Source organism: Halogranum gelatinilyticum, from assembly GCF_900103715.1.
Classification (GTDB): Archaea; Halobacteriota; Halobacteria; order Halobacteriales; family Haloferacaceae; genus Halogranum; species Halogranum gelatinilyticum.
The window spans coordinates 150,521-174,416 of the sequence record NZ_FNHL01000004.1; the positions used below are offsets into that span (position 1 = coordinate 150,521).

23 protein-coding genes are annotated in these 23,896 nt (G+C 66.8%); 14 read left to right on the forward strand and 9 right to left on the reverse strand.

The genetic code is table 11. The features are described 5' to 3' along the window. Nucleotides 1-26 precede the first annotated feature (26 nt). The 4 genes from BLR57_RS14185 to BLR57_RS14200 form a co-directional block, all read right to left on the reverse strand. A complete protein-coding gene (locus BLR57_RS14185; RefSeq protein WP_089698649.1) occupies nt 27-1,070 on the reverse strand; it encodes a halocyanin domain-containing protein in 1,044 nt (347 codons plus the stop codon). Nucleotides 1,071-1,102: 32 nt separating this feature from the next. Continuing rightward, nucleotides 1,103-2,251 carry a multicopper oxidase domain-containing protein gene (locus BLR57_RS14190; protein WP_089698651.1) on the reverse strand — a complete coding sequence of 383 codons (1,149 nt, stop codon included), beginning with the start codon at nt 2,249-2,251 and terminating at the stop codon, nt 1,103-1,105. 114 nt (nt 2,252-2,365) lie between these two features. Next, a complete protein-coding gene (locus BLR57_RS14195) occupies nt 2,366-3,451 on the reverse strand; it encodes an SDR family oxidoreductase (RefSeq protein ID WP_089698653.1) in 1,086 nt (361 codons plus the stop codon). Next, nucleotides 3,448-5,052 (reverse strand): succinic semialdehyde dehydrogenase, encoded by a 1,605-nt coding sequence (locus BLR57_RS14200; RefSeq protein WP_089698655.1) that lies wholly within the window; start codon nt 5,050-5,052, stop codon nt 3,448-3,450. The genes BLR57_RS14195 and BLR57_RS14200 overlap by 4 nt, the downstream gene beginning before the upstream one ends. 302 nt (nt 5,053-5,354) lie before the next feature. On the opposite strand from BLR57_RS14200, the gene BLR57_RS14205 reads away from it, so the two are divergent. The 7 genes from BLR57_RS14205 to BLR57_RS14235 all read left to right on the forward strand — a co-directional run bounded on the left by BLR57_RS14205 (nt 5,355) and on the right by BLR57_RS14235 (nt 13,465). Next, nucleotides 5,355-7,247 carry a serine hydrolase domain-containing protein gene (locus BLR57_RS14205; RefSeq protein ID WP_089698657.1) on the forward strand — a complete coding sequence of 631 codons (1,893 nt, stop codon included), beginning with the start codon at nt 5,355-5,357 and terminating at the stop codon, nt 7,245-7,247. A gap of 403 nt (nt 7,248-7,650) precedes the next feature. Then, nucleotides 7,651-8,925: an urea ABC transporter substrate-binding protein gene (locus BLR57_RS14210; protein ID WP_089698659.1), complete on the forward strand. Its 1,275-nt coding sequence runs from the start codon at nt 7,651-7,653 to the stop codon at nt 8,923-8,925. A 1-nt stretch (nt 8,926) separates the two neighbouring features. Beyond that, nucleotides 8,927-9,808 carry an urea ABC transporter, permease protein UrtB gene (urtB, locus tag BLR57_RS14215; protein ID WP_089698661.1) on the forward strand — a complete coding sequence of 294 codons (882 nt, stop codon included), beginning with the start codon at nt 8,927-8,929 and terminating at the stop codon, nt 9,806-9,808. Nucleotide 9,809: 1 nt separating this feature from the next. After that, a complete protein-coding gene (locus tag BLR57_RS14220) occupies nt 9,810-10,931 on the forward strand; it encodes an ABC transporter permease subunit (protein ID WP_089698663.1) in 1,122 nt (373 codons plus the stop codon). Beyond that, nucleotides 10,928-11,719, forward strand: a complete 792-nt coding sequence (locus tag BLR57_RS14225) for an ABC transporter ATP-binding protein (RefSeq protein ID WP_089698665.1) — start codon at nt 10,928-10,930, stop codon at nt 11,717-11,719. Before BLR57_RS14220 ends, BLR57_RS14225 begins: the two co-directional genes overlap by 4 nt. A 5-nt stretch (nt 11,720-11,724) precedes the next feature. Next, entirely contained in the window at nt 11,725-12,423 is a 699-nt protein-coding gene (locus BLR57_RS14230) for an ABC transporter ATP-binding protein (protein ID WP_089699067.1), read from the forward strand. Between the two features lie 175 nt (nt 12,424-12,598). Then, nucleotides 12,599-13,465, forward strand: a complete 867-nt coding sequence (locus BLR57_RS14235) for an amidohydrolase family protein (RefSeq protein WP_089698666.1) — start codon at nt 12,599-12,601, stop codon at nt 13,463-13,465. Between the two features lie 251 nt (nt 13,466-13,716). On the opposite strand, the gene BLR57_RS14240 is transcribed toward BLR57_RS14235, so the two are convergent. After that, complete coding sequence (locus BLR57_RS14240; RefSeq protein ID WP_089698668.1) at nt 13,717-14,109, reverse strand: type II toxin-antitoxin system VapC family toxin; 393 nt, start codon at nt 14,107-14,109, stop codon at nt 13,717-13,719. Further along, nucleotides 14,106-14,306 carry a DUF7557 family protein gene (locus BLR57_RS14245; protein ID WP_089699068.1) on the reverse strand — a complete coding sequence of 67 codons (201 nt, stop codon included), beginning with the start codon at nt 14,304-14,306 and terminating at the stop codon, nt 14,106-14,108. Before BLR57_RS14245 ends, BLR57_RS14240 begins: the two co-directional genes overlap by 4 nt. Nucleotides 14,307-14,493: 187 nt before the next feature. Between BLR57_RS14245 and BLR57_RS14250 the strand changes: the two genes are divergently transcribed. The 4 genes from BLR57_RS14250 (at nt 14,494) to BLR57_RS14265 (ending at nt 18,881) form a co-directional block, all read left to right on the forward strand. Beyond that, entirely contained in the window at nt 14,494-16,923 is a 2,430-nt protein-coding gene (locus BLR57_RS14250) for a penicillin acylase family protein (RefSeq protein WP_089698670.1), read from the forward strand. Then, on the forward strand, nt 16,920-17,264 hold the full coding sequence (locus tag BLR57_RS14255) for a hypothetical protein (protein WP_211603285.1): 345 nt from the start codon (nt 16,920-16,922) through the stop codon (nt 17,262-17,264). The genes BLR57_RS14250 and BLR57_RS14255 overlap by 4 nt, the downstream gene beginning before the upstream one ends. 97 nt (nt 17,265-17,361) lie before the next feature. Further along, nucleotides 17,362-17,835, forward strand: coding sequence for an FKBP-type peptidyl-prolyl cis-trans isomerase (locus tag BLR57_RS14260; RefSeq protein ID WP_089698672.1), 474 nt, complete (start codon nt 17,362-17,364; stop codon nt 17,833-17,835). A 104-nt stretch (nt 17,836-17,939) separates the two neighbouring features. Further along, nucleotides 17,940-18,881 carry a DUF5995 family protein gene (locus BLR57_RS14265; protein ID WP_089698674.1) on the forward strand — a complete coding sequence of 314 codons (942 nt, stop codon included), beginning with the start codon at nt 17,940-17,942 and terminating at the stop codon, nt 18,879-18,881. 196 nt (nt 18,882-19,077) lie between these two features. On the opposite strand, the gene BLR57_RS14270 is transcribed toward BLR57_RS14265, so the two are convergent. Beyond that, nucleotides 19,078-19,452, reverse strand: coding sequence for a CBS domain-containing protein (locus tag BLR57_RS14270; protein ID WP_089698676.1), 375 nt, complete (start codon nt 19,450-19,452; stop codon nt 19,078-19,080). A 239-nt stretch (nt 19,453-19,691) separates the two neighbouring features. Between BLR57_RS14270 and BLR57_RS14275 the strand changes: the two genes are divergently transcribed. Together BLR57_RS14275 and BLR57_RS14280 are read left to right on the forward strand one after the other, a co-directional pair. Beyond that, nucleotides 19,692-20,933 (forward strand): digeranylgeranylglycerophospholipid reductase, encoded by a 1,242-nt coding sequence (locus BLR57_RS14275; protein ID WP_089698678.1) that lies wholly within the window; start codon nt 19,692-19,694, stop codon nt 20,931-20,933. Between the two features lie 67 nt (nt 20,934-21,000). After that, the gene (locus tag BLR57_RS14280; RefSeq protein WP_089698680.1) at nt 21,001-21,333 is read left to right on the forward strand and encodes a DUF7964 domain-containing protein; all 333 of its coding nucleotides are present in this window, start codon (nt 21,001-21,003) and stop codon (nt 21,331-21,333) included. Between the two features lie 199 nt (nt 21,334-21,532). Here the strand turns inward: BLR57_RS14280 and BLR57_RS14285 are convergent, their stop codons facing one another. Then, complete coding sequence (locus BLR57_RS14285; RefSeq protein WP_089698683.1) at nt 21,533-22,108, reverse strand: hypothetical protein; 576 nt, start codon at nt 22,106-22,108, stop codon at nt 21,533-21,535. A gap of 389 nt (nt 22,109-22,497) precedes the next feature. Here BLR57_RS14285 and BLR57_RS20045 point away from each other — a divergent pair, with 389 nt between their 5' ends. Continuing rightward, nucleotides 22,498-22,641 (forward strand): DUF7563 family protein, encoded by a 144-nt coding sequence (locus tag BLR57_RS20045; RefSeq protein ID WP_449271668.1) that lies wholly within the window; start codon nt 22,498-22,500, stop codon nt 22,639-22,641. Nucleotides 22,642-22,658: 17 nt separating this feature from the next. On the opposite strand, the gene BLR57_RS14290 is transcribed toward BLR57_RS20045, so the two are convergent. Beyond that, on the reverse strand, nt 22,659-23,801 hold the full coding sequence (locus BLR57_RS14290; protein ID WP_170830652.1) for a PrnB family protein: 1,143 nt from the start codon (nt 23,799-23,801) through the stop codon (nt 22,659-22,661). Nucleotides 23,802-23,896 lie beyond the last annotated feature (95 nt).

A 23,896-nucleotide genomic window follows, 5' to 3' on the forward strand; every position in this document is an offset into this window, starting at 1 on the left:
AACGGCCGACGCGACGCGGTCGAGAGTCAGTTCGTACTGCGGCCGCCGCGCGTCTCGCTTTTACTGCCGAAGACGAACGTCGTGACCAACACGCCCACGAGACCGAGTCCCGCGCCGAGCGTGAGTCCGTCTCGGAAGTCGTTCCCGCCGTCGCCGCCGTCGCTGCCGCCGCCAGCCCCACCGGCCGCGGAGTCGCCACCGACGACGACCGCGCCCTTCATCCCCATCGGCTTGTGCGGGACGCAGGCGTACTTGGTGGTGCCCTCGGACTCGAAGGTGTGGCTGAACGTGTGGCCGCTCTCGCCGACCAACTCGCTCTCGAAGCTACCGTCCTCGGCGACGACGTTGTGGCTACCGCCACCGCCGGTCCACTCCCAGACGACGGTCGTCCCGGGGTCGACCCGAATCGCAGGCGGGTCGAAGGCGAAGGCACCGTTGTTGCCCTCGGCACCGACCGTGACGGTGACCTCCGACTGGCCGGTCTCGTCGACGACACCGTCGAAGTTGTCCACGTTGTCGAACCAGCCGTCGAAGCCGGGACCGCTCGACCCGCTCGACTCACCGGCCGCTTCGCCGCCGCCGACGCTCACGTCGCCGACGACGACCGCACCCTTCATCCCCATCGCCTTGTGGGGGACGCAGGCGTACTTGCTGATGCCTTCGGATTCGAAGGTGTGACTGAACGTGTGGCCGCTCTCGCCGACGAGTTCGCTCTCGAAGCTGCCGTCCTCGGCGACGACGTTGTGGCTGCCGCCGCCGCCGGACCACTTCCATACCACTTTCGTCCCGGGGTCGACGCGGACGGCCGCCGGGCCGAAGGCGAAGCTGCCGCCGTTGCCCTGGGCACCGACCGTGACGGTGACTTCGGACTGACCGGTCTTGTCGACCGTCCCGTCGAAGTTCTCGACACCCTCGAACCAGCCGCCGTAGGGCGCGCTCCCGCCGCTCTGTGCCGCCGTGGTCCCCACACTGCCGAGTGCGACGCCTGCCGCAGCGGTACCCGCAGCACCGCGGAGGACGGTCCGTCTGGTCAGTTCCTGCGTCGTCGGATCGGAGTTGTCGTGTGACATAGCGTAGCTGTGACTGAATCGTTCCTGGGTCGTTACTGGCTGTAGCCCGCGTACTTCATCAGCTGGTCGAAAATCTTCGTGTCCATCGCCTCCTTGTAGACCACGCCCGAGAGCATCCCGCCGGGGTAGAAGTTGCCGTTCATGACGTGGCTCACCTTGTGGCAGTGCATCAGGTAGATACCCGGCTGCGAGTCGGCGGTGAACTCGATGGTGTGCCGCTCGGCGGGTGCGACGTTGGTGACGTCCATCTCGTGACGGGCCGCCTCGGGAATCACGCCGCCGTCCTTCTCCACGCGCTCGAAGCGGTGGTTGTGGATGTGCAGCGGATGGCTCATGTAGCCGCCGTTGCCGTAGTGGATGCGGACGGTATCGCCCTGTTCGACGATGATGGGCGACCCCTGCTCGGGGTGGAGCGTCCGGGGAGCGACCTTCCCGTTGACGGTGAAGACGTCCGGGTCGCGGCTGCGCGGGTCGTAGCTGGCGTCCTCACCGGCCATCATCCGGTTGAGCCGCGAGTCCCAGTCTTTGACCGTCATGAAGTACTCCTTGTCGGCCTCCTCGTAGCCCTCGGGGTCGACCCGGAAGATGCCGTACATCCCCATGTCGATGTGCCGCTGGGTCTGGAAGTGACAGTGGTAGAGATGCGTCCCGGGAACGTTCGCGGGGATCTCGTAGGTGTGTTTCTCGCCGGGGTCGACCGTGATGCCCGTCGTCGTCGGCACCCCGTCGTCCTTCCACTGCTTCTGGACGCCGTGGAAGTGGACCGTGTGGGGCCGCTTGCCGTTCGTGTTGTCCAGCGTGACCTCCATGTCCTCGCCCTCGGTCGTCCGGATGATGGGACCGGGGACGCTGGGGTCACGGTCGTCCGCCTGGAACGCCCAGACACGCGGGAGCCGGACGGGACCGCCCATCGTCTCCAGCGGATGGGCTTCGTGGACCGCCGGCTGGGTCTTCAGCGTGACCTGCCCGCCCTGCTCGTCGACGTTGACGACCTCGGGCGGGCTGGTCTTCGGGAGCGACGACTGCACCGAACTCGCCGTCGCCGACTGTCCGACTTTGCCGCTGCCCTGGCTCGTCGGTGCGGCGCAGCCAGCCAGTGCTGCACCGCCGACGCTACCGGTCGCAGCGAGGAACTCACGGCGCGACACTCCGGTTCCGGGTGCTCCAATGCGGTCGTTCATGCTACACCTCGGTCTTTCGAAGCCACTGAAAAAGACCTACGAGCCGGTTCCAACGTTGTGGGAAATAGGGAAAAAATATTTACGGGAAGAATTCCCGTCCGGCGATTTGCGCCCTCAAACCATCGCGTCGGACCGAATCTCGGGATGCGCGCGGACGTAGGCGACCAGCCGGTCGACGTACGAGTTGAACGCGGGAGGCTCGATGCCCGACCCGGCGAGCAGCCGCCGCGCGTTCGGACAGGCGTAGCGCGTCGGATGGTCGAAGTAGTCCAGCGTCGCCGGTTCGGCGGCCACGCCGCGGGCCTGCAACAGCCGCATCCCGCGTTTCGCCAGGCCCTTCGTCGTCGGCACGCTCACGACGCGGTGGCCGAGCGCGTCGGCGACGCTGTCGACGAAGGCGGGAATCCGCAGCGGTGCGGGGTCACAGAGCTGCACCACCTCGCCGACAGCCGCCTCGTGCTGGCTCAAGTAGTCGATAGCGTCGACGACGAAGTCCCGCGGGACGACGTTGAGTTCCGTCGTCGCCGCGCCCGGGATGGTCGGCGCGACAGAGAGCAGCGCGGGCTGGGCGAGGAGCAGCCGAAGCAGGTAGTACGGCCCGTCGTACTTCCCCGTCTCACCCGTCTCGCTGTCGCCGACGACGATGGAAGGGCGGTAGACCGTCGCGGGCAACCCCTCGGCCATCCGCTCGTGGACGAGCACCTCGGCACGGTACTTCGTCTCCTCGTAGTGGTTGTTGAACGACTGGCCCTCTCGCAGGTGGTCCTCCGTGAACACCCCGTCGTAGCGGCCGCTGACGTAACAGGTCGAGACGTAGTGGAATCGGTCGACTGCGAGGTCCTCGGCGACGTCGAGGACGTGTTCGGTCCCCCGGACGTTGACCGCCTCGCCGACCTCGCGGGAGACGGCGAGGTCGTAGACGGCGGCGAGATGGTAGACCTCGGAGACGGAGTCGAGTTCGGCGAGCGCGTCGCCGAGACCCAGTCCCGGTTCGGTGATGTCGCCCTCGTAGAGCCGGATCGGACCGTCGGCGTCGTACGCGTCGTCGCCCACGACGTCGGCGGCGCGCTCCTCGGCGAGCGCGCGGAACTTCGGCTGGACGAGACAGGCGACGGGACCCGCATCACGCGCGAGCAGTCGCTCGACGACCTGCGAGCCGAGGAAGCCGGGAAAGCCCGTGAGCAGCACCCGCGGACTCATCGTAGCCTCCGCTGGAGCCGTCGAACGAGCCCAAGCAGCGTGAACGCGCCGTCGACGACCCAGCCCGCACCCCGGCCCGAGGGGAACTTGACGAGACCGACGCGGGAGGCCGCGACCGTCCGCGTCTGGAGGTAGCGGTCGATGCCCTCGACGCCGTGGCGGTGGCCGACCGCGGAGTCGCCGAAGCCGCCCTTCGGCGCGTCGAGCGCGGCCCAGCCCGCGGCGTAGCCGTCGTTGACGCAGACCGTCCCGCTCTCGATGCGGCGGGCGACGGCCCGGCCACGCTCGCGGTCGCCCGTCCAGACGCTCGCGTTGAGGCCGTAGTCGGAGTCGTTGGCCGCGGCGACGGCGGCCTCGGTGTCGGCGACGGGCGTCACCGAGACGACCGGACCGAAGGTCTCCTCGGTGGCGACCAGGGAGTCAGCATCGACGTCGGTCAGGATGGTCGGTTCGTAGCAGTAGGGGGCGACGTCGGGGCGGTGGCGGCCGCCGGAGACGACCGACGCGCCCGTCTCGACGGCGTCGGCGACGTGGCACTCGACGCGTTCGAGTTGGTCGGCACTGGCGAGCGTCCCCACGTCGGCCGCGTAGTCGAGGTCGGTGCCCAGTGTGAGCCCGCGCGTCTCGCGGACGAAGGCAGCGAGGAACTCGGCGTAGAGCGACTCGTGGACGTAGATTCGCTCGATAGAGAGACAGAGCTGTCCGGCGTTCGCGAAGCAAGCGTGAGCCGCGCCCGCCGCGGCGCGCTCGACGTCCGCGTCGTCGAGGACGAGAAGCGGGTTCTTGCCGCCGAGTTCGAGCGAGCAGCCGACGAGGTTCCGGCCCGCCTGCTCGGCGACGACCCGGCCCGTCTCGGTGCTGCCGGTGAAGGCGACGTGGTCGACGCGTTCGACGAGAGCGGGTCCGACGACCGGTCCCTCGCCCGTGACGACCTGGAAGACGCCGTCCGGGAGCCCGGCCTCCGCGAGCAACTCTGCGAGCGCGAGCGCGACGAAGGGCGTCTTCTCGTCAGGTTTGAGGACGACGCTGTTGCCCGCGGCGAGCGCGGGGATTGCGTCGGTGACGGCGAGAGTGAGCGGATAGTTCCACGGCGAGATGACGCCGACGACGCCGACCGGGTCGTAGCTGACGTGGGTCGTCGTCACGCCCGGTAGCGCGCCGCGGCGACGCTCCTCGGCCAGTGCCTCGGGTGCGACGTCGGCGTAGTAGCTGCAAGCGTTCGGCACGTCCAAGACCTCCTCGACGGCGGTCGTCCGGGCCTTGCCGGTCTCGACCTGCAAGAGGTCGAGCAGGTCGTCGCGACGGTCGGCGACGAGGTCGCCGAAGCGCTCCAGGATGGCCGTGCGTTCCTCGACCGGGCGGGCGGCCCAGTCGGCCTGTGCCTCGCGTGCCCGCTCGACGGCGGCGGCGACATCGGTCTCGTCGCACGCCGGGACCGAACCGAGCCGTTCGTCCGTCGCTGGCGCGACGACGTCGATCTCGTTGTCTCCGACCGCTCGGCCGTCCGCGCGTGCGACACGCCCGGCAAGCACCTCGAACCGCCGTGCCGACAAGCCGCTTCCCGACAGCACCGACAGCCCGCCCGTCGTGTGTTCCCCCATGTGTATGGCGGTACACAGGGTTGACGAACAATAAACGTATGCTGACAGGTTTCGGGAGGGTCGCCGCTGGCCGTCGGAACCCGGTCGGCAGCCGCCGGGTGAAGGCGGGTCAGGAAGCTTCGTCCGGGTGGGATAAGGAGATTGTGTTCATGTTGGCGAAAAATAACTTTATCCGGTCTCCAAGTGTCGGATTCGACGTGGACACGTAACCGCTCCGGGCCGCGGTTTCCCCGCCCGACGGGACCGTCGCCGACGGTTCGGAGTCCCCCGCTATCCGACCGACACCCACTTTCGACACTCCAATGCCCGCCCCCCTCACCCGGCGACAGTTCGTCGCCGGAACGACGGCAGCCTGTACGGCTGGCGCGCTCGCGTCGACCGGATCGACGACCGCGACGGCCGCCACGCAGACAGATGCAGCGACGCTCGAAGCGCTCGTCGACGACGCCGCTCGACGGGCACTCGAAGAACACGACGCCGGTGGCCTGGCCGTGACGGTCGCAGAGCCTGACTCGCTCCCACTCGCGAAAGGATACGGCCACGCCTTCGAGAGCGAGGACGTCCCCGTCGACGCCGACGAGACGCTCTTCAGCGTCGGCTCGGTCTCGAAGGTGGTGACGTGGACCGCGGCGATGCAGCTCGTCGACCGCGGCCGACTCGCCGTCGACGACCGGGTCGACGGCTCGCTCACCACCGTCGACCTCCCCGCCGACGACCCGATCACGCTCGAACGGCTCGCGACCCACACCGCGGGCTTCGAACTCCGCGGCCGCTACGACTCGGTCCGACGCCTCGACAACCACCGCTCGCTGGAAGCGTCGGTGACGGCGCACGTCCCGGCGCAAGTCTACTCTCCCGGCGAACTGTCGCTCTACACCAACTACGCGGCCGCCCTGACCGGCCAACTCGTCGCGGACGTGACCGGCGACGGGTTCGGCGAGTACGTCACGGACGAACTGTTCGAGCCGTTGGGAATGGCCGACAGCACCTTCGCGCCGGCTCCGGACGGTCTCGTACCCGACCCGGAGACGGCGACCGAAGACGCCCTCCGGTTCTACTCGACGGTCCCGCCGGCCTCGGGACTCCACGCGACGGCGACGGACATGGGCCGACTCCTGCGCGCGCATCTCAACGGCGGCGTCGTCGACGGCGAGCGCGTCCTCTCGGCGGCTGCCGTCGAGGCGATGCACCGCCAGTGGTACACGCCCCACGAGACGCTCGACGGGATGGCCTTCGGCCTGTTCGAAGAGTCCTGCGGCGAGACACGCCTGCTCACCCACAGCGGCGCGACGCCCGACTTCTCGACCGACTTCGTCCTCGTCCCCGAGGCGGACCTCGGGCTGTACGTCGCGGGCCACGGCGCCGGGGCGTCGGCCGCGGTCGACGACGTCGTCGACGCAGTGCTCGACCGGCTGGTACCCGCGGAGCCGACACGACCGCCCGCGCCTACCGGGACGCCCGCTCGCGCCGACCGCCTCACCGGCCGGTACCGGTCGGTGAGTGCCGCCGAGAACACGAGCTACGAGAAGCTCGCGGTCGGCCTGCTGTCGGGGTCGCCCATCGAGGTCCGCGTCGCCGACAGTGGCCATCTCGTCACCGAACAGGACGGCGAGACCGACCGCTGGGTCGAACGCGAACCGCTCGTGTTCGAGCACGTCGACGGCGACGAGCGGCTGGTCTTTCGGACCGCCGACGGTCGAGTGACCCATCTGTTCCGCGGTCTCGGCGCGTACACGCCGATGTCGGCCGTCGACCGCCTGTCGGTGCAGGGCTGGCTCGCGCTCGCGGCGACCGTCGGCACGCTCTCGGGTGTCGTCGGCTGGCCCGCCGCGCGTGGCTGGCGGCGGCTCCGCGGAAGAGAGGGACCGCCAGCGTCGGCCGGGCGTGCCCGCTGGGCCGTCGGCGGGACCGTGGGAAGTCTCGCTGCCTTCGTCTGCGCGGTGCTGGCACTCGCGTTGGTGCTTCCGATGACCGGCGCGCCGCCGCTGTTCAGCTGGCCGCCGACGTGGTTCTGGCTCGTCTTCGGCCTGCCGACCCTCGGAGCGGTGTTCGCCGTCGGTGCGGCGGGCTACGCGGTCGCCGCGTGGCGCGGGGGGTGGTGGTCGCTCGCGGCGCGGCTCCACTACAGCCTCGTCGTCGCCACCGCGGCCGTCCTCGTCTGGCTCGCCGGCTACTGGAACCTGCTGTGGGTGTGAACAGCGGAGGCACCCATCCACGGGCCTGACACGTTCCGCCTTAAAGACGGCAACCACGACGCCGACATCCCGATATCCCGATATCCCGATATCCACGGTCACAGAGACGAACATCCCGGTGTCTGCCGCGACAGAAAACGAAATCCATTATCGTCGTTTTGGCAGCGATTTTCCTGCACGAACGATAAGCGTATTAGCAATACCTTATACAATATTGCAGTCACTACCGGTAAAATAGGGACATATACTGTACTGTTGACAACCTTTTTGGTGTGTACTCATCTGTGCGGTACTGTCTCAAAATGGTGCGAGAACACAGTCATTTGTCTACGTGTTACGCCGAGAACAACCACAGTGTAAACGAAAACCGCGGAATTAGCGGACAGTCGGTTGAGGTGCGCGAATGAGCCGTCACGTCGGCCGTCGGCAGTTCCTCGCGTCGGGTGCCGCCGTTGCAGGCACCGCGCTGGCTGGCTGTGCGGGCGGGAGTTCGAGCGGGAGCGACACCATCAAGATCGGCGTGCTGGAGGACCGTTCGGGCAACTTCGCGCTCGTCGGCTCGCCGAAGTGGAAGGCCTCGAAACTCGCCATCGACGAGATCAACGCCGACGGCGGTATCGACGGCAAGCAGATCGAACTGTTCGACCCGGACCCGCAGTCCGACAACCAACGCTACCAAGAACTCACGCGCCGGATGATCGACCGACACGAGGTCGACGCGCTGTGGGCGGGCTACTCGTCGGCGACGCGGGAGGCCATCCGGCCCATCATCGACCGCGAGGACCAGCTGTACTTCTACACGACGCAGTACGAGGGCGGCGTCTGTGACAAGAACGTCTTCGCCGTCGGCCCGACCGCCCGCCAGCAGCTGGGGAGCGTTCTCCCCTACCTCGTCGAGGAGTACGGGCCGCGAATCTACACCGTCGCCGCCGACTACAACTTCGGGCAGCTGTCGGCCGACTGGGTGAAGGTCCTCGCCAACGAGAACGGCGCGGAGGTCGTCAACGAGGAGTTCATTCCCCTCTCCGAGTCGCAGTTCGGCTCGACCATCAACCGGATTCAGGAGGCCGACCCCGACTTCATCATGTCGATGCTCGTCGGGCAGAACCACACCTCCTTCTACGACCAGAAGGCCTCGGCCGGTCTCGACATCCCCATCGGGACGTCGACGGCGATGGCGCAGGGCTACGAACATCTACGGCTTGACCCACCGGCGATGAAGAACGTCTACGCCGGGGTCAACTACATGGAGGAGATCCCGACCGCGCGAAACACGGACGACGGCGGCTTCGTCGACCGCTACTACGAGAAGTTCCCCGACGCGCCCTACCTGAACGAGGAGGCGGAGAACAACTACTTCTCCATCTACATGTACAAACAGGCCGTCGAGCAGGCCGGGACGACGGATCAGGAGGAGGTCAAGACCGCGCTCGAATCGGGAATCACTTTCGGCGCGCCCGAAGCACCGGGCGAGGAGACCATCGCGCTCGACGGCGCGACCCACCACGTCGACCACCACATGTGGGTCATGCGCGCCGACGAGAACCACAACGTCGAGGCGGTCGACGACCGCGTCATCCCCGAGACGTTCCTCTCGGAGACGGTCGGCTGCGACCTCCGCGAGGAGGACGAGGAGACGCAGTACACGCCGACCGACTTCTACGAGGAGGCCGGATAGGATGGTCAACGGGCTGAACCTGCTGTTTCAGTTCCTCGATAGCTTCGCGTTCATCGTGTTGGCAGCAGCAGGCCTCGCCATCGTCTTCGGTATCATGGGCGTCATCAACCTCGCTCACGGCGAGTTCATCATGGTCGGCGCGTACGGCACGACGCTGTCGTACAACGCCGGTCTCCCGCTGCCGGTGGCGATGCTCGCCGGCGTCGCCGTCACGACGGTCTTCGGCGTCCTCGTCGAGCGGACGATCATCAAGCGGCTCTACGACCGCCTCGCCGACTCGATGGTCGCGACGTGGGGGCTGAGCCTCATCATGGTGCAGGCCGCCCGCATCGTCTTCGGCAACTCACTGCAGCAGATCGGCACGCCGCTCGGAAGCATCGCCTACGGCGACTTCTCGTACTCGGCGTACCGCATCCTGCTGTCGGGCGTGAGCGTCGTCGTGCTCGCCGTCGTCTACTACATCTTCACCCGGACGGACTACGGGATGCGCGCGCGGGCGACGATTCAAAACGAGACGATGGCCCGCTCGCTCGGCGTCGACACCGAACGGACGTACATGACGACGTTCGCACTCGGCTCGGCACTCGCGGGCCTGACCGGCGCGCTCTACGCGCCGACGGTGACGATGGTGCCGAGTCTCGGCGGGACGTTCCTCGTCGAAGCCTTCGTCGCCGTCGTCGTCGGCGGCCCGTCGGTCGTCCTCGGGACGACGCTGGCCGGTGGCTTCCTGGGCTTCATCAACGCCCTTGTCTCGAATCTCGTCGGGACGTTCCTCGGCCGCATCGCCCTGCTCGTGACGGCAATCGTGATGATTCGGTTCCTACCGGAGGGGATCACCGGCTTCGTCCAGCGGGTTCGCGACCGCCGCGAGGAGGCGGCCTGAGATGGCTACGCCCACCGAGAACGCGTCGGGGAGCCTCCCGACGTCGCTCGCGAGCCTCCGCGCGCTGGTCGAGGGACCGAACACTATCGGAGCGTCCCGGCGGTTCTGGGTCGGCTTCGCCGTCGTCCTGGTCGCACTGCTCGCGTATCCGGTGATCGCCGGGTCGTACGCCGCCTCGCGGCTCTCGCTGTTCGTCGTGTACGCCTTCCTCGGGCTCTCGTTGGCCATCGTCTGGGGCTACACGGGCGTCTTGAGCTTCGGGCAGGTGGCCTTCTTCGGCGCGGCGGGCTACACCTTCGGCGTCATTTCGGTCAACTTCTCGACGCCGCTCGGCATCACCGCCGCGTTCCTGCTCGCCATCGTCGCCGGCGCGGGCCTGGCGTTCGTGCTCGGCTACTTCATGTTCTACGGCGGCGTCCGCGACGTCTACGTCACCATCATCACGCTGGTGTCGACGCTCGTCCTGCATACGTTCATGGCGCAGACCGCGGGCTCGCAGTGGACCATCGGTGAGGCCGCGCTCGGCGGCTTCAACGGGATGCCGACGATTCCGGATCTCGCGTTCGGCGTCGGCGGCTTCGCCCTGACGTTCAGCGACATGACGTTCTACTACTTCGTCGTCGCGCTCCTCTGTGCGACCTATCTCGGTCTCCGCGCGGTCGTCAACTCCGACTACGGCCGCGTGATGGTCGCGACCCGCGAGGACGAGGACCGCACCCGGATGTTCGGCTACGACGTCAAGCGCGTCAAACTGGCCGTCTTCACCTTCGGCGGCGCGCTCGCCGGTCTCTCGGGCGTCCTCTACGCCTCCTGGGGGAACTACATCAACCCCGACGTGTTCTCACTGACGTTCGCCTCCCTGCCCGTCGTCTGGGTGAGTGTCGGCGGCCGCAAGACGCTCCTGGGAGCCGTCCTCGCCACCATCGGCGTCCAGTGGTTCTCGAACATCCTCTCGGGACAGCTCGCGTTCATCATCGTCGGGGTACTCCTCCTGACGGTCATCCTCGTCCTGCCGGAGGGCGCAGTGCCGCGACTGCACGACTACTACGTCCGCTACGTGGCCGATCGCCAGGAGGGCGACGGCGTCGACGACGCGACCCGGCCGACGGAGGTGGCCGAATGAGCACCGACGGCGCCGGGATGGATCCGGCGGTCCGCCAGACGGCCGCGCAGGCCGCGACAGGGACGAAGACCGACACCTTGCTCCAGACCGACGGGCTGGTCAAGCGCTTCGGCGGCTTCACCGCCTGCGACCACGTCGACTTCAGCGTCGACGAGGGCGAACTCCGCTGTCTCATCGGCCCGAACGGCGCGGGCAAGTCGACGCTCCTGAAGCTCATCACCGGCACGCACGCCGCGAGCGAGGGCAGCATCTACTACGACGGCCACGACATCACCGACCTCGAACCGCACGAGCGCGTCAACCGCGGCATCAGCATGAAGTTCCAGGTGCCGTCGGTCTACGGCGAACTGTCCGTCCGCGAGAACGTGCTGCTGCCGATTCAGCGGTTCGCGGACGGCGCCGAACGCCGTCGCCGCGTCGACGAGGCACTCGCCGCCGCCGGACTCGACGGCCGCGGCGACGTGAAGGCGAGCACGCTCTCACACGGCCAACAACAGCAGCTGGAGATCGGGATGGCCGCGTCGCTCGACCCGGACCTCCTACTCCTCGACGAGCCGGTCGCGGGGCTCGACGTGGAGGAACGAAACGAGATCGCCGAGCGCGTCACGCGGCTCAACGAGGAGCGCGGTATCGCGTTCGTCGTCATCGAGCACGACACGGAGTTCGTCGCCGACATCGCCGACCACGTGACCGTGCTCCACCAGGGCGGCATCTTCCGCGAGGGGTCGATTTCGGAGGTCGAAGCCGACCCCGAGGTCAAACGCATCTACCTCGGAGGTGACCACTGATGGCACTGCTCGAACTGACGGACGTGACCGCGGGCTACGGCACCACGCCCATCCTGCGCGACGTGACTCTCAGCGTCGACCGCGGCGAGATCGTCGGCGTCATGGGTAAGAACGGCGTCGGCAAGACGACGCTCATCAAGACGGTCATGGGGTTGGTCGAGCCGTCCGGCGGCTCGGTCGAACTCGACGGCGTCGACGTGACCGACCGACCGGCCAACGAACGCGCCCGGCTCGGCGTCGGCTACATCCCACAGGGCAGAGAGGTCTTCCCGAAGCTGACCGTCGAGCAGAACATCAAGATGGGCGAGCACGTCAACGACGGCGGCGACCGCTTGCTCTACGACGAGGTGTACGACTACTTCCCCATCCTGGAAGAGCGCGCCAGCCAGAAGGCCGGGACGCTCTCGGGTGGCCAACAGCAGATGCTCGCCATCGCCCGCGCCCTCGTCGCCAACCCGGACCTCCTCCTCCTCGACGAGCCCAGCGAGGGCATCCAGCCCTCCATCGTCCAGCAGATCAGCGAGGACATGCAGACCATCAGCGACGAACTCGGCGTGACGATCCTCTTCGTCGAACAGAACCTCGGCGTCATCCAAGAGATGGCGGACCGGTGTTACGCCATCGAGCGCGGGACCATCGTCGACGAACTCGACTCGGCGACGCTCCAGGACGAGGACGCCATCGTCGAATATCTCGCCGTCTGACCGGACCACGTCGTTCGGTCGCCACTGTTTTCGTCGCATCGCTGTGTGATATTCTCGGTGCGTGATAGTTCACTGAACCCGTGCTGAATAGAGCGCGCGTATCTTGCAGACTCCTCCTAACCGTGCAATGATACCGTACCACAACTATACAAAGCTGACCGCTCACTGCGGTCGTATGCGACTGGTTGATACACATACTCACGTTTGGGGGCCCGATACCGCCGACTTGCCTTGGTACGGTGCCAACCTCCCGCCAGAGTGGTCTGGCCCGTATTCCCACACTGACCTTGTTGCCGATATGGATGCGGCTGAAGTCGACGAAGGAGTGTTGCAGCCGACGACGATCTACGGCCGCGACGAACGAGCCAACGAGTACACACTCCGGGCGATCGAAGCCCATCCTGAGCGTCTGTGGGGCGTCGGCGTTATGGAATACTTCCAAGACGAACCCGACCTCCGACAGGCTGTTCGCCGCGTGACCGGTCACGAACGGATGCTCGGTATTCGGTTCCATGCTGCCTTTGAGTACGGGGAGACGCCCGGTCAGATGGATCGACAGACGGACTGGATCGCCGACGATGCGCTTGACCCGCTGTACGACGAGATCGCCACGCAGGATGCAGCCGTGTTTGTCCTTGCGAAACCCGGACAGTACTCGATGCTGGCCACGCTCGCAGCGGCCAATCCCCATGTCACGTTCGTCCTCGAACATATGGGCTGGCCTGACGAGGGAATGGAGCCCGACGAAGCACCCTGGACCGATATCGAGACGCTGGCAGAGCACGAGAACGTCTACGTGAAAGTAAGTTCGGTTCCGAGGGCGTCGGGAGACGATTGGCCCTACGAGACAGCCGGGATGTTCGTCCGGAAACTCCTAGCGTGGTTCGGGCCCGAGCGGCTCATGCTCGGCTCGGATTATCCCTGGCTGGACGACTGCGCATCCTATCGAGAGTGTCTCTCCTGGCCGGAAGCCGTTGAGTACCTCTCGGCCCGGGATCTGTCATGGCTCTCCTATCGGACGTTCGAGTCGCTTTGGGAGTGACGTTCTCGATTACGACCGAGACCGCACCGCCAGCCATCGAGAGGCCGAGGACAGTCTCCACACCCGCTTGAGAAGTCAACTCGGTGGTCAATGCGCAGGCTTCGTGAATAGTTCATTCAGATCATTCGATGTGAAAAATGTCGTCTCCGTGCTGCATGCGGCCTCTATATTCAGCACGCACTTTCTGACAACGGTTGGGACGGTTGGGAGCGGCCATGAAGAATCACAGGTCCAAGCACTGTCCAGAAGGACTACTGCCCAAATCTCCGGATAGAGAGGAGTTCACGGAGCCCTTCTGTATCGAAACCAGCGTCGGAGACGACTAGTTCCTTCCCTTCAGATCGAGCCGTAGCTGCAATCATGAGGTCACGTGGCGACAGGGGGTTGCCGGATTCAAGAAGGCGGTTCTGCATCCGGGCAGCTTCAAACGCGACATCTTCGGAGAAGTCAAGAGCAGTGACTCGCCCGAAGTTCTCACGCGCCCCAATGAGGTCTGTCTCACCCGCTGAAAACACCTCACCAGCAAGAACTTCAGAGAGACAGATGCTGGAGGTGACCAAGGTCGGTTGTTCATCGACGAACTCGACGACTTCCTCGACACCGTCGAGGTAATCGATGATAACCGACGAATCGAGAAAAGTCACTGCTGGAAGCTCTCTCGGGAACGTTTGATTGCTTCGCGAGCTTTTTGGGCTTTGTCAGTTCCTTTCCACGCACCAGCCTTCATTCCCGAACCCTCGTTCGCCAATCGGTCGAGGAACTCATCCCAGCTTTCGTCTTCACGCTTTAGCCGCGCCAGTTTCGCCTTCGTCTCGTCAGAGACGCGGATTGATGTGCTCATATGCATACATTGTGTATGCGGACAGGAGTAGTTTGAGGGAACCGCCACTGTTGGGTTGCGACAGTGACTTTCGGGGTCGAGGCTGCTGCAGATACCCTCGATATGTTGCACGCCGCTTCGCGAGTCGGGCCTGTGAGCGCGACACACCCACCAGAACCTTTATTGACACGTTACTAGTCCCCAAGCCATGAACCGCGACACCACGCGCCGGGGCGTCCTCGGCGCGTTGCTCGGTCTCGGCGTCGTCGGCGCGGCAGGCTCACCCGTCGGCGGCTACCTTGACACGTTCGCCCCGCTGAGCGGCCGGGCGTGGCAGGGCAAAGGGACCGTTCCCGAGACCGTGACGAGCCCATACGGCGAGGCGACGGTCACCTACGACGACTACCACGTCCCGCACGTCGAGAGCGACGACGAGGTCGCCGCGTACTTCGCGGTCGGCTACGTCCACGCCGCCGACCGGCTGTTCGAGATGGACCTCGTCCGACGGCTGATGGACGGTCGGCTGTCGGCGGCAGTCGGCGCGCAGACCCTCGAATCGGACCGCTTTCACGCGAAGATGGACTTCCGCGGGGCAGCCGAGGCGTCGGCCGAAGCCATCGCCGGGAGTCGTGCGGAGGAACTCGCGGAGGCCTACGCCGACGGCGTCAACACCTATCTGGAGATCGGTCCCGAGCCGCTGGAGTTCGGCTTACTCGGCTACGACGCCCGCGAGTGGACCGTCGTCGACACCCTGCTCGTCAGCACGCAGATCGCGTGGGCACTCACCGGCAGTTTCGACACGCTGCGGCGTGGGGTCCTCCGCGAGAGACTCGGCGCGGCCGACTTCGAGCGGCTCTACGAGACGGAGTTCGACCACGGCGCGCCCATCGTCCGCGAGGGGACGACCGGGACGGTTGAGGGCGTCGAGTTGGGCGAGTCGGGTGAGTCCGACCAACGGACCGACAGCCTCCGCGACATCGACAGCGCGTTCGTCGACTGGCTGTCGGCGTTCGAGCCGCCGCCGCTCAACGGCTCGAACCACTGGGCCGTCGGCGGAGAGTCGACGGAGAGCGGCGAGCCGCTCTTCGCCTACGACCCCCATCTGACGCTCATGGCTCCGACCGTCTGGTACGAGCAGCGGGTCACCGTCGGCGACAGTGACGGCGACGGCGACGGCGACGGCGTCGACATCCGCGGGGCGACGTTCCCCGGCATCCCCTTCGTCATCACCGGGGAGAACGCCCACGGCGCGTGGGGCTTTACCAACACCGGCGCGGACGTCGTCGACTTCTACACCTACGAGACCGACGAGTCGGGCGAGCAGTACAGATACGACGGCGAGTGGCGGGAGTTCGAGGTGGCCGAACGAGAAATCGAGGTCGCGGGCGGCGAGAACGAGACCGTCGAGGTGAAGAAGACCGTCCACGGCGTCTATCTCGACCGTGAGGTCGACGGCGAAACCCGCCACGTCGGCGTCGCGTGGACGGCGACCAGCGGCACGCGCGAGGCCGAGGCCATCTACGACTTCAGCCACGCCGAGGGCGTCGACGACTTCCGCGAGGCACTCCGGAAGATGGACGTCCCGACGCAGAACGCGCTGTACGTCGACAGCGACGAGGTCTGCTACAAGGTGACGGGGCGGATTCCGATCCGTCGCGTCGACGGTGCGGTCGTCCGCGGCGACCGCGTCTTCGACGGCTCCGCGGGCGAGGCCGAGTGGGAGAGTTTCGAACCGTTCGGCCAGAGCACCTGGGACGGGTTCGTCCCGTTCGAGGAGAAACCGGGGGTCCGCGACCCCGACTACTTCGGGACGGCGAACCAGCGCGTCGCCGACGACCCGACGTATCCCATCGGCCAGCACTACGCCTCGGGCTTCCGCGGGCTGCGTATCTACGAGCGGCTGGACGAGCGCGTCGCGAGCGGTGACCCCGTCGACCGCGCGTTCATGACGGACCTCCAGCGCGACACGCTGGACATTCGGGCTCGGATGCTCGTTCCCGCCCTGCTCGACGCCCGCGACCGCACGGGCGACGCGGCCGACCCGTGGCTCGACGCGCTGGCCGACTGGGACTACCGGATGGACCGCGACTCGGCGGCCGCGCTGGCGTTCCACCAGTTCTACGCGGCCTTCCGCGAGCGGACGTGGCAAGACGACTTCGAGTCGCTGGGGCTGGACGAGAGCTGGTGGCCCCAGGAGTGGGTGCTCGTGACGCTCCCACCCGAGGACCCCTTCTTCGGCGGCGACCGTCCAGGTGTCCTCGCCGCGGCGATGGACGACGCGGCCGCGCGCATCGAAGAGGAAGGCTGGGAGGTCTACGGCGACAGTCACCAGACGACCATCGACCACCAGTTCGGCGGGCAGGTAGCCGCGCTGAACTATCCGCGGTATCCCGTCTCCGGCACGTCGTACACCGTGTCCAACGTCGGCGACGACGCGAGCCACGGCAGCAGCTGGCGACAGGTCTCGGTCATGGGCGGCGAGTCGCTGTCGGTGATTCCGGGCGGCCAGAGCGGCTCGTACTTCTCGGAGCACTACGACGACCAACTCCGGCTGTGGGCCGACGGCGAGTACAAGCCGATGTCCTTCTCGACTCCCGACGACGGCGAGCGGATCGAGTTCGGGGGTGAGAGCGAATGAGCGGCGAGACGGGCGGGACGTCACTCGACGGCCTCCGCGAGGGAGGGTCGCGCCATCTCCTCGCGCTCGGTGTCGCCGTCGTCGTCGGTCTCGCGCTCGCGTGGGTCCACTGGCTCGGGCTGTTCGCCGCAGGCGCGCTCGTCGGTCTCGTGAGCCGCGACCTGCCGCGAGCGGTCGTCGCTGGTCTCGTCGTGGGCGTCATCGTCCTCGTCGCGAACCAGTTCGTGGTGCCTGCCATGGACCCGAGCGAGTTCCTCGGACTCGCGCCCGCCTCGTACGTGACCATCGCGGCCGCGTTCGTCGCGCCGGTCTGGGGGTCGCTGGTGCGCGCCGTGGTCTGACCGCCACCGTCGACGGCTGGACCGCTCCGCCGTCGACGCCCGGACGGCTCCGCCGTCGATGACGACGCTTATTCGGCTCCCGGCCGCAGTCTCGGCCATGCCAATCGAACCGGGAGACACCGTCACCGTCGAGTACGTCGGCCGCTTCGAGGACGGCAGCGTGTTCAATACCTCGCGGTACGAGGTCGCCGCCGAGCACGGGCTGGTCGAGGCGCAGGGAGCCGAGCGCGAGGACTACACGCCGCTCGTGTTCACGGTCGGCGAGGAGGCCGTCATCCCCGGACTGGACGACGCGCTCGTCGGGATGGAAGTAGACGACGAAGCGACCGTCACGATTCCGCCCGAGGACGCCTACGGCGCGTTCGACCCCGAGCGCGTCCGGACCTACGGCCGCGAGACGTTCGAGGCGATGGTCGGTGACGCGCCCGAGGTCGGCCTGCACGTCCACGCCGAGAACGGACTCCACGGCGACGTGGTCGCCGTCCGCGACGACGAGGTCGAGGTCGACTTCAACCACGAACTCGCGGGCAAGACGCTCGTGTTGGATATCGAAATCGTGGATAGATGGTGAGCGTCGGCGACGAGCCGAGAGTCGACAAGTGGTGAATCTCGGCGATAGGACTCGGAGCGCGCAGGTCGATTTATCCCGCTCGACAGCATGGTCCGGATAGGCCGATGTTCTCAACGTCCTCGACGCTGGCCCGTGCGAGTCTCGCCAGCCCCGCCGTCCGGGGGGTCAGACACGCGCTGACCGCCCCGCGGGTCGTCGTCGACCCGCCCGACGAGCCGGACCCCGAACTCCTCGCGCTCGTCGACGACCCGTTCGCCTCCGTCGACGACGTGGCCGACCGGCTAGGTCGACTCGAAACCCTGCTCCGCGAGCGTGGCGACCGCCGGTCGGTCTTTCTCACCGTCTACGCCCTGATGACCGAACGCACCGACGCGGCGATTCGGGAGGGCGAGTTCGCCGACCCGGCGTGGATGCGGGAGTATCTCGTGACGTTCGCCGACTACTACCGGCGGGCGTTCGCTGCCTTCGAGCGTGGCGAGTTAGACGCGGTCCCGCGGCCGTGGCAACTGGCGTTCGGGACGGCGTTGCAGGGAGAGACGCTCGTCGTGCAGGACGCCTTTCTCGGCATCAACGCCCACATCAACTACGACCTCGCCTTGGCACTCGCGGACGTCGGTCTCGCGCCGGAGACGGAGTCGAAGTACGCCGACCACCGTCGCGTCGACGGGATTCTCGGTCGGCTCGTCGACGCCCAACAGCGGGTGCTCACCGAGGTGTACGCGGCCGGACTCGCCGACGTCGACGACGCGTTCGGTCGGCTGGACGAGCGGTTCTCGCTGTTCGGCATCACCGAGGGGCGCGAACAGGCGTGGCGAGTCGCGCGCGTCCGCTCGGCGGCGGACTGGCCGTGGGTCGAGCGGTACACGGAGTGGCTGCTGCGGACGACCGCGACCGGCGGGGCACACTACGTCATCCAGCCGAATCTGGACCGCGCGCTCCTGCGGAAGCTCCGAGCACTCGAAGCCGGGCGAGCGGAGTCTGTCGTCGGCAGCGTGCGGGAGGCGGCGCTCAGAGCTCCCCGCGACACTCCGGACAGCGAGTCGTAATCGAGAGCCCCATCGAGCCGGTGTGTTGCCGGGTGAAGAGTGCACCACAGTGTGGGCAGGCGGGAGTCGAGGCGGGAGTGGAGGGTTGTGAACTGTCTGGACGCATCACCGTGAGAGACGCGCTCGGGGCATATATCCTCGCCTGTCGGCTGCTGTCGTCACTCGGCGGTTCGAGGCGAGAAGCGGGAACCGAGTTTCAGGAGAGTTCGGCGGTGACGTCAGTCGAGGAGACGATACCGACGTAGTCGTCGTCGACGACGGGCAGATGTTTGATGCCGTACGTCGTCAGCATGGCGGCGACTTCCTCCATGAACAGGTCGGGCGTCACCGTCTCCAAGGGCGCAGTCATGACGTCGCCGACGAGGACCTTCTCGGGGTCGTGGCCGTCGGCGACGGTGTCGAGGACGTCGGTACTGGTGATGATGCCGGTCTCGGCCGCCGGCACGAGGAGCGAACTGATCTCTTTGTCGCGCATCAGCCGGGCGGCCTCTCTGACCGTCGCGTCCTTCGAGATGGTCTCGACCGGACTGGACATGATGTCTGCGACTCGCGTGCGCTTGTCGGTACTCATGTCTGTGAGAGATACGTGCAGGGACTTGGCTGTTCCCCTAGACCCGGGCCGCCCGCCTGTTCCTCTGATCCGACCCGCTCGACCGGGGTGAAGACGCAGTTCTGCTCCCATCTCGTGGCTTCCGCCGGGACGAAATGACAGCGCGAACGCGCGAACGAAACAGGGTGAATTATACACGACCCCTCCGAGGCATGATGCAACAAGCGGAGTGAACGTCAGTTCACTACCCTCTCCCTACCATGAGTGAGTCATACGATGTCGTCGTCGCTGGTGCGGGTCCCGCAGGCGCGCAGTGTGCGCGCGACCTCGCTGCCAGAGGCCACGACGTAGTCGTCCTCGAGACAGAGAACGAAGCAGAGTTCCCCCGAGCGAGTAACAAGTCCACGGCCGGGACGTTTCCGTCGACGATGTCGACGTTCAACATCCCCGACGACGTCGTCATGCACTACACCGACGACGTCGTCATCGAGTCGCCCAACGACTTCTACAAGTACGGCCAGACGGGTGCCGTCTTGGAGTTCGCGGACTTCAAGAACTGGCTCGTCGAGGAGGGCCGCGCAGACGGGGCGGAGTACCGCTTCGAGGCCCGCGCGACGAAGCCGCTGATGGAGGGCGGCGAAGCCGTCGGCGTCGTCTACAACGGCAACGAGGAGGTCCGTGCCGACATCGTCGTCGACGCGACGGGACCGAGCGCGCCGCTGGCGCGCAAACTCGGCGTCACCGACCTGAAGCGCGAGCATCAGGCGGTCGGCATCGAATACGAGTTCTCCGGCGTCGACACCAACGCCGACGGCTACGCGGACCTGACCGACGCGATGATGCTCAGACTCGACCACCGGATGGCCCCCGGCGGCTACTCGTGGATCTTCCACACCGGCGAGGATACCGCGAAGGTCGGCGTCTGCTACCTCCAGAACGCCGCCCACACCGACAAGGCGCGCGACGGGTTCACCATCGACGACTATCTGGAGTGGTGGCTCGACAACGACCCGCGGCTGGCGGACGCCGAGAAGATGGAGGGCAAGATGCACCGCGGCTCGGCGCACATCCAGATGCCGAAGTCGCTGTCGACGGACAACTTCATGGCCGTCGGCGACACCGTGCCGACGCTCGACCCGCTGTGGGGCGAAGGCATCGACAAATGTATGCGCTCGGGGCGGGCCGCCGCCGCGACGGCCGACAGCTGTCTCACCCACCGCTCGCGCGACACCAGTGCCGACCAGATGGAAGTCTACGACCGGCTGTGGCACCGCGACGTCGCACCGATGATGAAACAGCGACTGATCATGACCGAGCTGCTCTATCTCAGCTCCAACGACCGCTACGACAAGCTGGTCCACGACCTCAACGAGACCGACAACGACGTCGCCGCCGGTGCCAACAGTGGCGACCTCAAGTCGCTCCTGCATCTGCTGAAACCCGAGGACATCCCGGTCCTCGCAGAGTACGCGAAGATGGTCTTCGACCGCAAGTACAACTGACGACGCGAGCCGACACGAACCGACGCGAACCAGAACCTTCCTTGGTGTCGCCGACGGACCGAGAGATATGACGCTTCTCGACTCGCTGCCGCCGCGGCCGCTCACGCTCGACGAGGGCGAGGACCTCGCCGACTCGGACACGGTCGCCCCGCTCACCGTGCTTACCGCCGACGCCGACAGCTACCAGCAGGGCGTCTACACGCTCTTTGCGACCGCCTCGGACCCGAAACGCGCGTTCGTGCTCGGGTTCGACCCCGACGAGGGGAGCTGGGTCGTCGTCGACAGCTGGCACGAAGACGAGTGGACGCCGCGAAAACAGGAAGCTGCCCTCGAAGCGTTCCTCGACGACCACTACGAGGACTTGGAGCAGGAACACACCGGGGCACAGCGCGGCGCGTAGCGCGCGGACTACGACGCCTATTTACGTGACTGGCGGAGAGTTCTACCCGAAGCAGGGGCGTTTGCGACGTAGGATACCGGAAACGCGCCTGTTTCGTCTCTACACTCGCGAGTGGCGACGCTCGGTGGCGTGAGTGACAGGCGACGCGGCCGCTCACATATGGACGGAGAGAAACAACAGAGAGCAGCCGGTTCGGGACTCAGTCTTTGATCTCGGCGAACAGTTCGCGGTCGGCCTCGCGAGCGGCCGACAGCTCGTCGTCGGTGTCCGCATCGAGCAGCGACTCGAACTCCAGGGGGTAGTAGTAGCTCTCGCGCTGGGCCGTCTGTCGGGCCGCGACGACGCGGCGGTACCGGCGGATAACCGCCTCGCTGACGCCGAGTTCCGCCGCACACGTCGCGTCGTCCGCGTCGGCTTCGACGAGCCGCAGGAGGTCTCGGAGGTCGAACGGCGCGTCCGCGTCGTCGGGGCGGAACAACTGGAGCGACAGGCGGGCGTCGACGAGCGTTTCGACGGCGACGTCGAAGCGGTCGGCGAGCGTCGCGTCCGACTCACCGGCGTAGAAGCCGCGGACGAGCGCGACGAGGTCGTCGTCGTCGAGCGGCGTCCCGAGGCCGAACCGTTCTCGCATCTCGGCGACCAGCGTCCGCAGCGTGTCGTCGACTTCCTCGTCGGTCGGGACGTCGCCGACGCCAGCCTCCTGGCGGTCGGTGAAGGTGGTCACTGGGCTCAGCTTCAAGAATAACTCTCGGAGTTCGTCGGTCTTGGTGCTCATAGATAGACAGTTCGTCGGGAGCGCTTCAGTCGACAGCCTGCTCGGCACTGCTGGCACGAACGGCGGACACGACAGACGCGTGTCACGGCTGAATGGGGACAGAGCGGATGCTCCGTAACGAATCGGTACCTGCTATAGGACTCGTGAGGAGATAACCGAATCGGTGATTCGAGCCGAGTGACGCCGAGACGTTCGGTATTTCCAGAACGTTTCTAGATAGCTAGCGTCCGTCTTTGAGACAGTTCGCTCTCTCTAGTCGGATGCCCTGAGCACGGAATCGCCCGTCAGTCGTGTCGGCCGTCGGCCGCGGGAATTGGCCACCGTCGTTGCCACCCCGCCCCGAGCGAGTCGACGGCCGACCGGGAGCGACGGTTCCACAGGAGCCACCCATGAGAACCTGCAACAACTGTGGAAGCCTGGTGACGATGCGCTTTGCGCGTGTCTTCGGAACGAACAGCAGTGACGTGTACGCGTGCCCCGCGTGCGCCCCGTACGAACAGCTCATGTCGGGAGCCGCCGCCCAGTCGGTCTGAGCAGCTTCTTCGATTTCTCAGAGCCGCGTGTCCGCCGTATCGGTGGTGAACATATCCAGAAACCGGCCGTGTGGCGTGCCGCCCGTTCCCGTATCCTCGCCGAGCGGCGCGGTCAGATACTGGCTGACGATGCCCGTGTGGCGGTCGCGGAAGTCGACCATGCGGTCGAGACAGGCGTTGTAGGCCGCCACGAGCCGCTCGTCACCGGCGACGTACTCGTGGATGCTCGGCCCGTCGGCCGTGGCGGCGATGAACGCCTTGTGCTCCGGGGGCATATCCGCCCGGAGCGTCCGCAGATGGCTGACGAGCGGGTTGTCGCCGTGGTCGACGCCGAGTGCCGCGTCGAGTGCGGGGAACAGGCTGGACTGCGCGCCCGACGCGCCGCGGAAGGACTGCGGGCCGTCGAGTTCGTCGACACCCGCGTACTCGACGTCGACGAGCGGCTTCAGATAGTGTCGGAAGGTGTGGCCGTAGTTCTCCGGGGCGTTGCGTTCGGGCATCCGGGCGAGCACCCCGTCGACGGTGGCGATGGCGTCGGTCATCGTCACCAGTGCCTCGTGGACGCCGTCGGCGTCGTCGGCGCGGACGGCCGCCTGCGCCTCGCCGATGGCACCGATGGCGGGACCGGCGGCGGTCTCGATGGCGACGTGGATGGCGATAAACCACGTCTCGTCGGGCAGGTCGACGAAGGTCGTCAGCGCGTCGAGGTTGTCGGGGCGGAAACCGCCGTCGTCGGCGACGCGCGCCCAGTTGTGGAGGACGTAGCCGTCGTAGGAGAGCACGGGCGTCCGGCCGAGCCGCGCCGTCGACTCGTAGAGCGGGACGGCGACGCCCGCCGGGATCGTGTCGCCGACGCGACCCTCGGGGCTGTGGACCGCGACGTTGGCGAGAAAGCCCGCGAGGCGGTAGACGTGGAGCAGTTCGGCCCGCGAGAGGTCGTCGAACAGCCCCGTTGGGGGGACCTCCAGTTCGAAGAGCGTCTCGCGGAGCGTCCCGGCATCGAGCCGCTCGGGGAGCGTCGCGCCGAGTTCGTCGAGCCGCCGGAGCGTCGAATGGGAGTCGGAACCGAGAGCGGTGAGCGGGTCCGTATCGGGGACGAAGCCACGACGCGGGCTGACGTCGAAGCGGTCGTAGTCGAGGGTGGCTACCCGTGCGTTCATAGGTTGACCACGACTGCCGAGCGCGATAATTGATGTGGGTTTCGGAGTGAACATCGGGGGACAGCAGTGGTGTCGACTCCGGACATCTGCACACG

Coding starts and splice junctions, on each gene's coding strand:
- BLR57_RS14250 (WP_089698670.1), top strand. CDS start 14,494: ATGAACCGCGACACCACGCGCCGGGGCGTCCTCGGCGCGTTGCTCGGT.
- BLR57_RS14235 (WP_089698666.1), top strand. CDS start 12,599: ATGCGACTGGTTGATACACATACTCACGTTTGGGGGCCCGATACCGCC.
- BLR57_RS14285 (WP_089698683.1), bottom strand. CDS start 22,108: ATGAGCACCAAGACCGACGAACTCCGAGAGTTATTCTTGAAGCTGAGC.
- BLR57_RS14270 (WP_089698676.1), bottom strand. CDS start 19,452: ATGAGTACCGACAAGCGCACGCGAGTCGCAGACATCATGTCCAGTCCG.
- BLR57_RS14205 (WP_089698657.1), top strand. CDS start 5,355: ATGCCCGCCCCCCTCACCCGGCGACAGTTCGTCGCCGGAACGACGGCA.
- BLR57_RS14220 (WP_089698663.1), top strand. CDS start 9,810: ATGGCTACGCCCACCGAGAACGCGTCGGGGAGCCTCCCGACGTCGCTC.
- BLR57_RS14225 (WP_089698665.1), top strand. CDS start 10,928: ATGAGCACCGACGGCGCCGGGATGGATCCGGCGGTCCGCCAGACGGCC.
- urtB (WP_089698661.1), top strand. CDS start 8,927: ATGGTCAACGGGCTGAACCTGCTGTTTCAGTTCCTCGATAGCTTCGCG.
- BLR57_RS14280 (WP_089698680.1), top strand. CDS start 21,001: ATGACGCTTCTCGACTCGCTGCCGCCGCGGCCGCTCACGCTCGACGAG.
- BLR57_RS14260 (WP_089698672.1), top strand. CDS start 17,362: ATGCCAATCGAACCGGGAGACACCGTCACCGTCGAGTACGTCGGCCGC.
- BLR57_RS14265 (WP_089698674.1), top strand. CDS start 17,940: ATGTTCTCAACGTCCTCGACGCTGGCCCGTGCGAGTCTCGCCAGCCCC.
- BLR57_RS20045 (WP_449271668.1), top strand. CDS start 22,498: ATGAGAACCTGCAACAACTGTGGAAGCCTGGTGACGATGCGCTTTGCG.
- BLR57_RS14255 (WP_211603285.1), top strand. CDS start 16,920: ATGAGCGGCGAGACGGGCGGGACGTCACTCGACGGCCTCCGCGAGGGA.
- BLR57_RS14290 (WP_170830652.1), bottom strand. CDS start 23,801: ATGAACGCACGGGTAGCCACCCTCGACTACGACCGCTTCGACGTCAGC.
- BLR57_RS14185 (WP_089698649.1), bottom strand. CDS start 1,070: ATGTCACACGACAACTCCGATCCGACGACGCAGGAACTGACCAGACGG.
- BLR57_RS14190 (WP_089698651.1), bottom strand. CDS start 2,251: ATGAACGACCGCATTGGAGCACCCGGAACCGGAGTGTCGCGCCGTGAG.
- BLR57_RS14275 (WP_089698678.1), top strand. CDS start 19,692: ATGAGTGAGTCATACGATGTCGTCGTCGCTGGTGCGGGTCCCGCAGGC.
- BLR57_RS14210 (WP_089698659.1), top strand. CDS start 7,651: ATGAGCCGTCACGTCGGCCGTCGGCAGTTCCTCGCGTCGGGTGCCGCC.
- BLR57_RS14195 (WP_089698653.1), bottom strand. CDS start 3,451: ATGAGTCCGCGGGTGCTGCTCACGGGCTTTCCCGGCTTCCTCGGCTCG.
- BLR57_RS14245 (WP_089699068.1), bottom strand. CDS start 14,306: ATGAGCACATCAATCCGCGTCTCTGACGAGACGAAGGCGAAACTGGCG.
- BLR57_RS14200 (WP_089698655.1), bottom strand. CDS start 5,052: ATGGGGGAACACACGACGGGCGGGCTGTCGGTGCTGTCGGGAAGCGGC.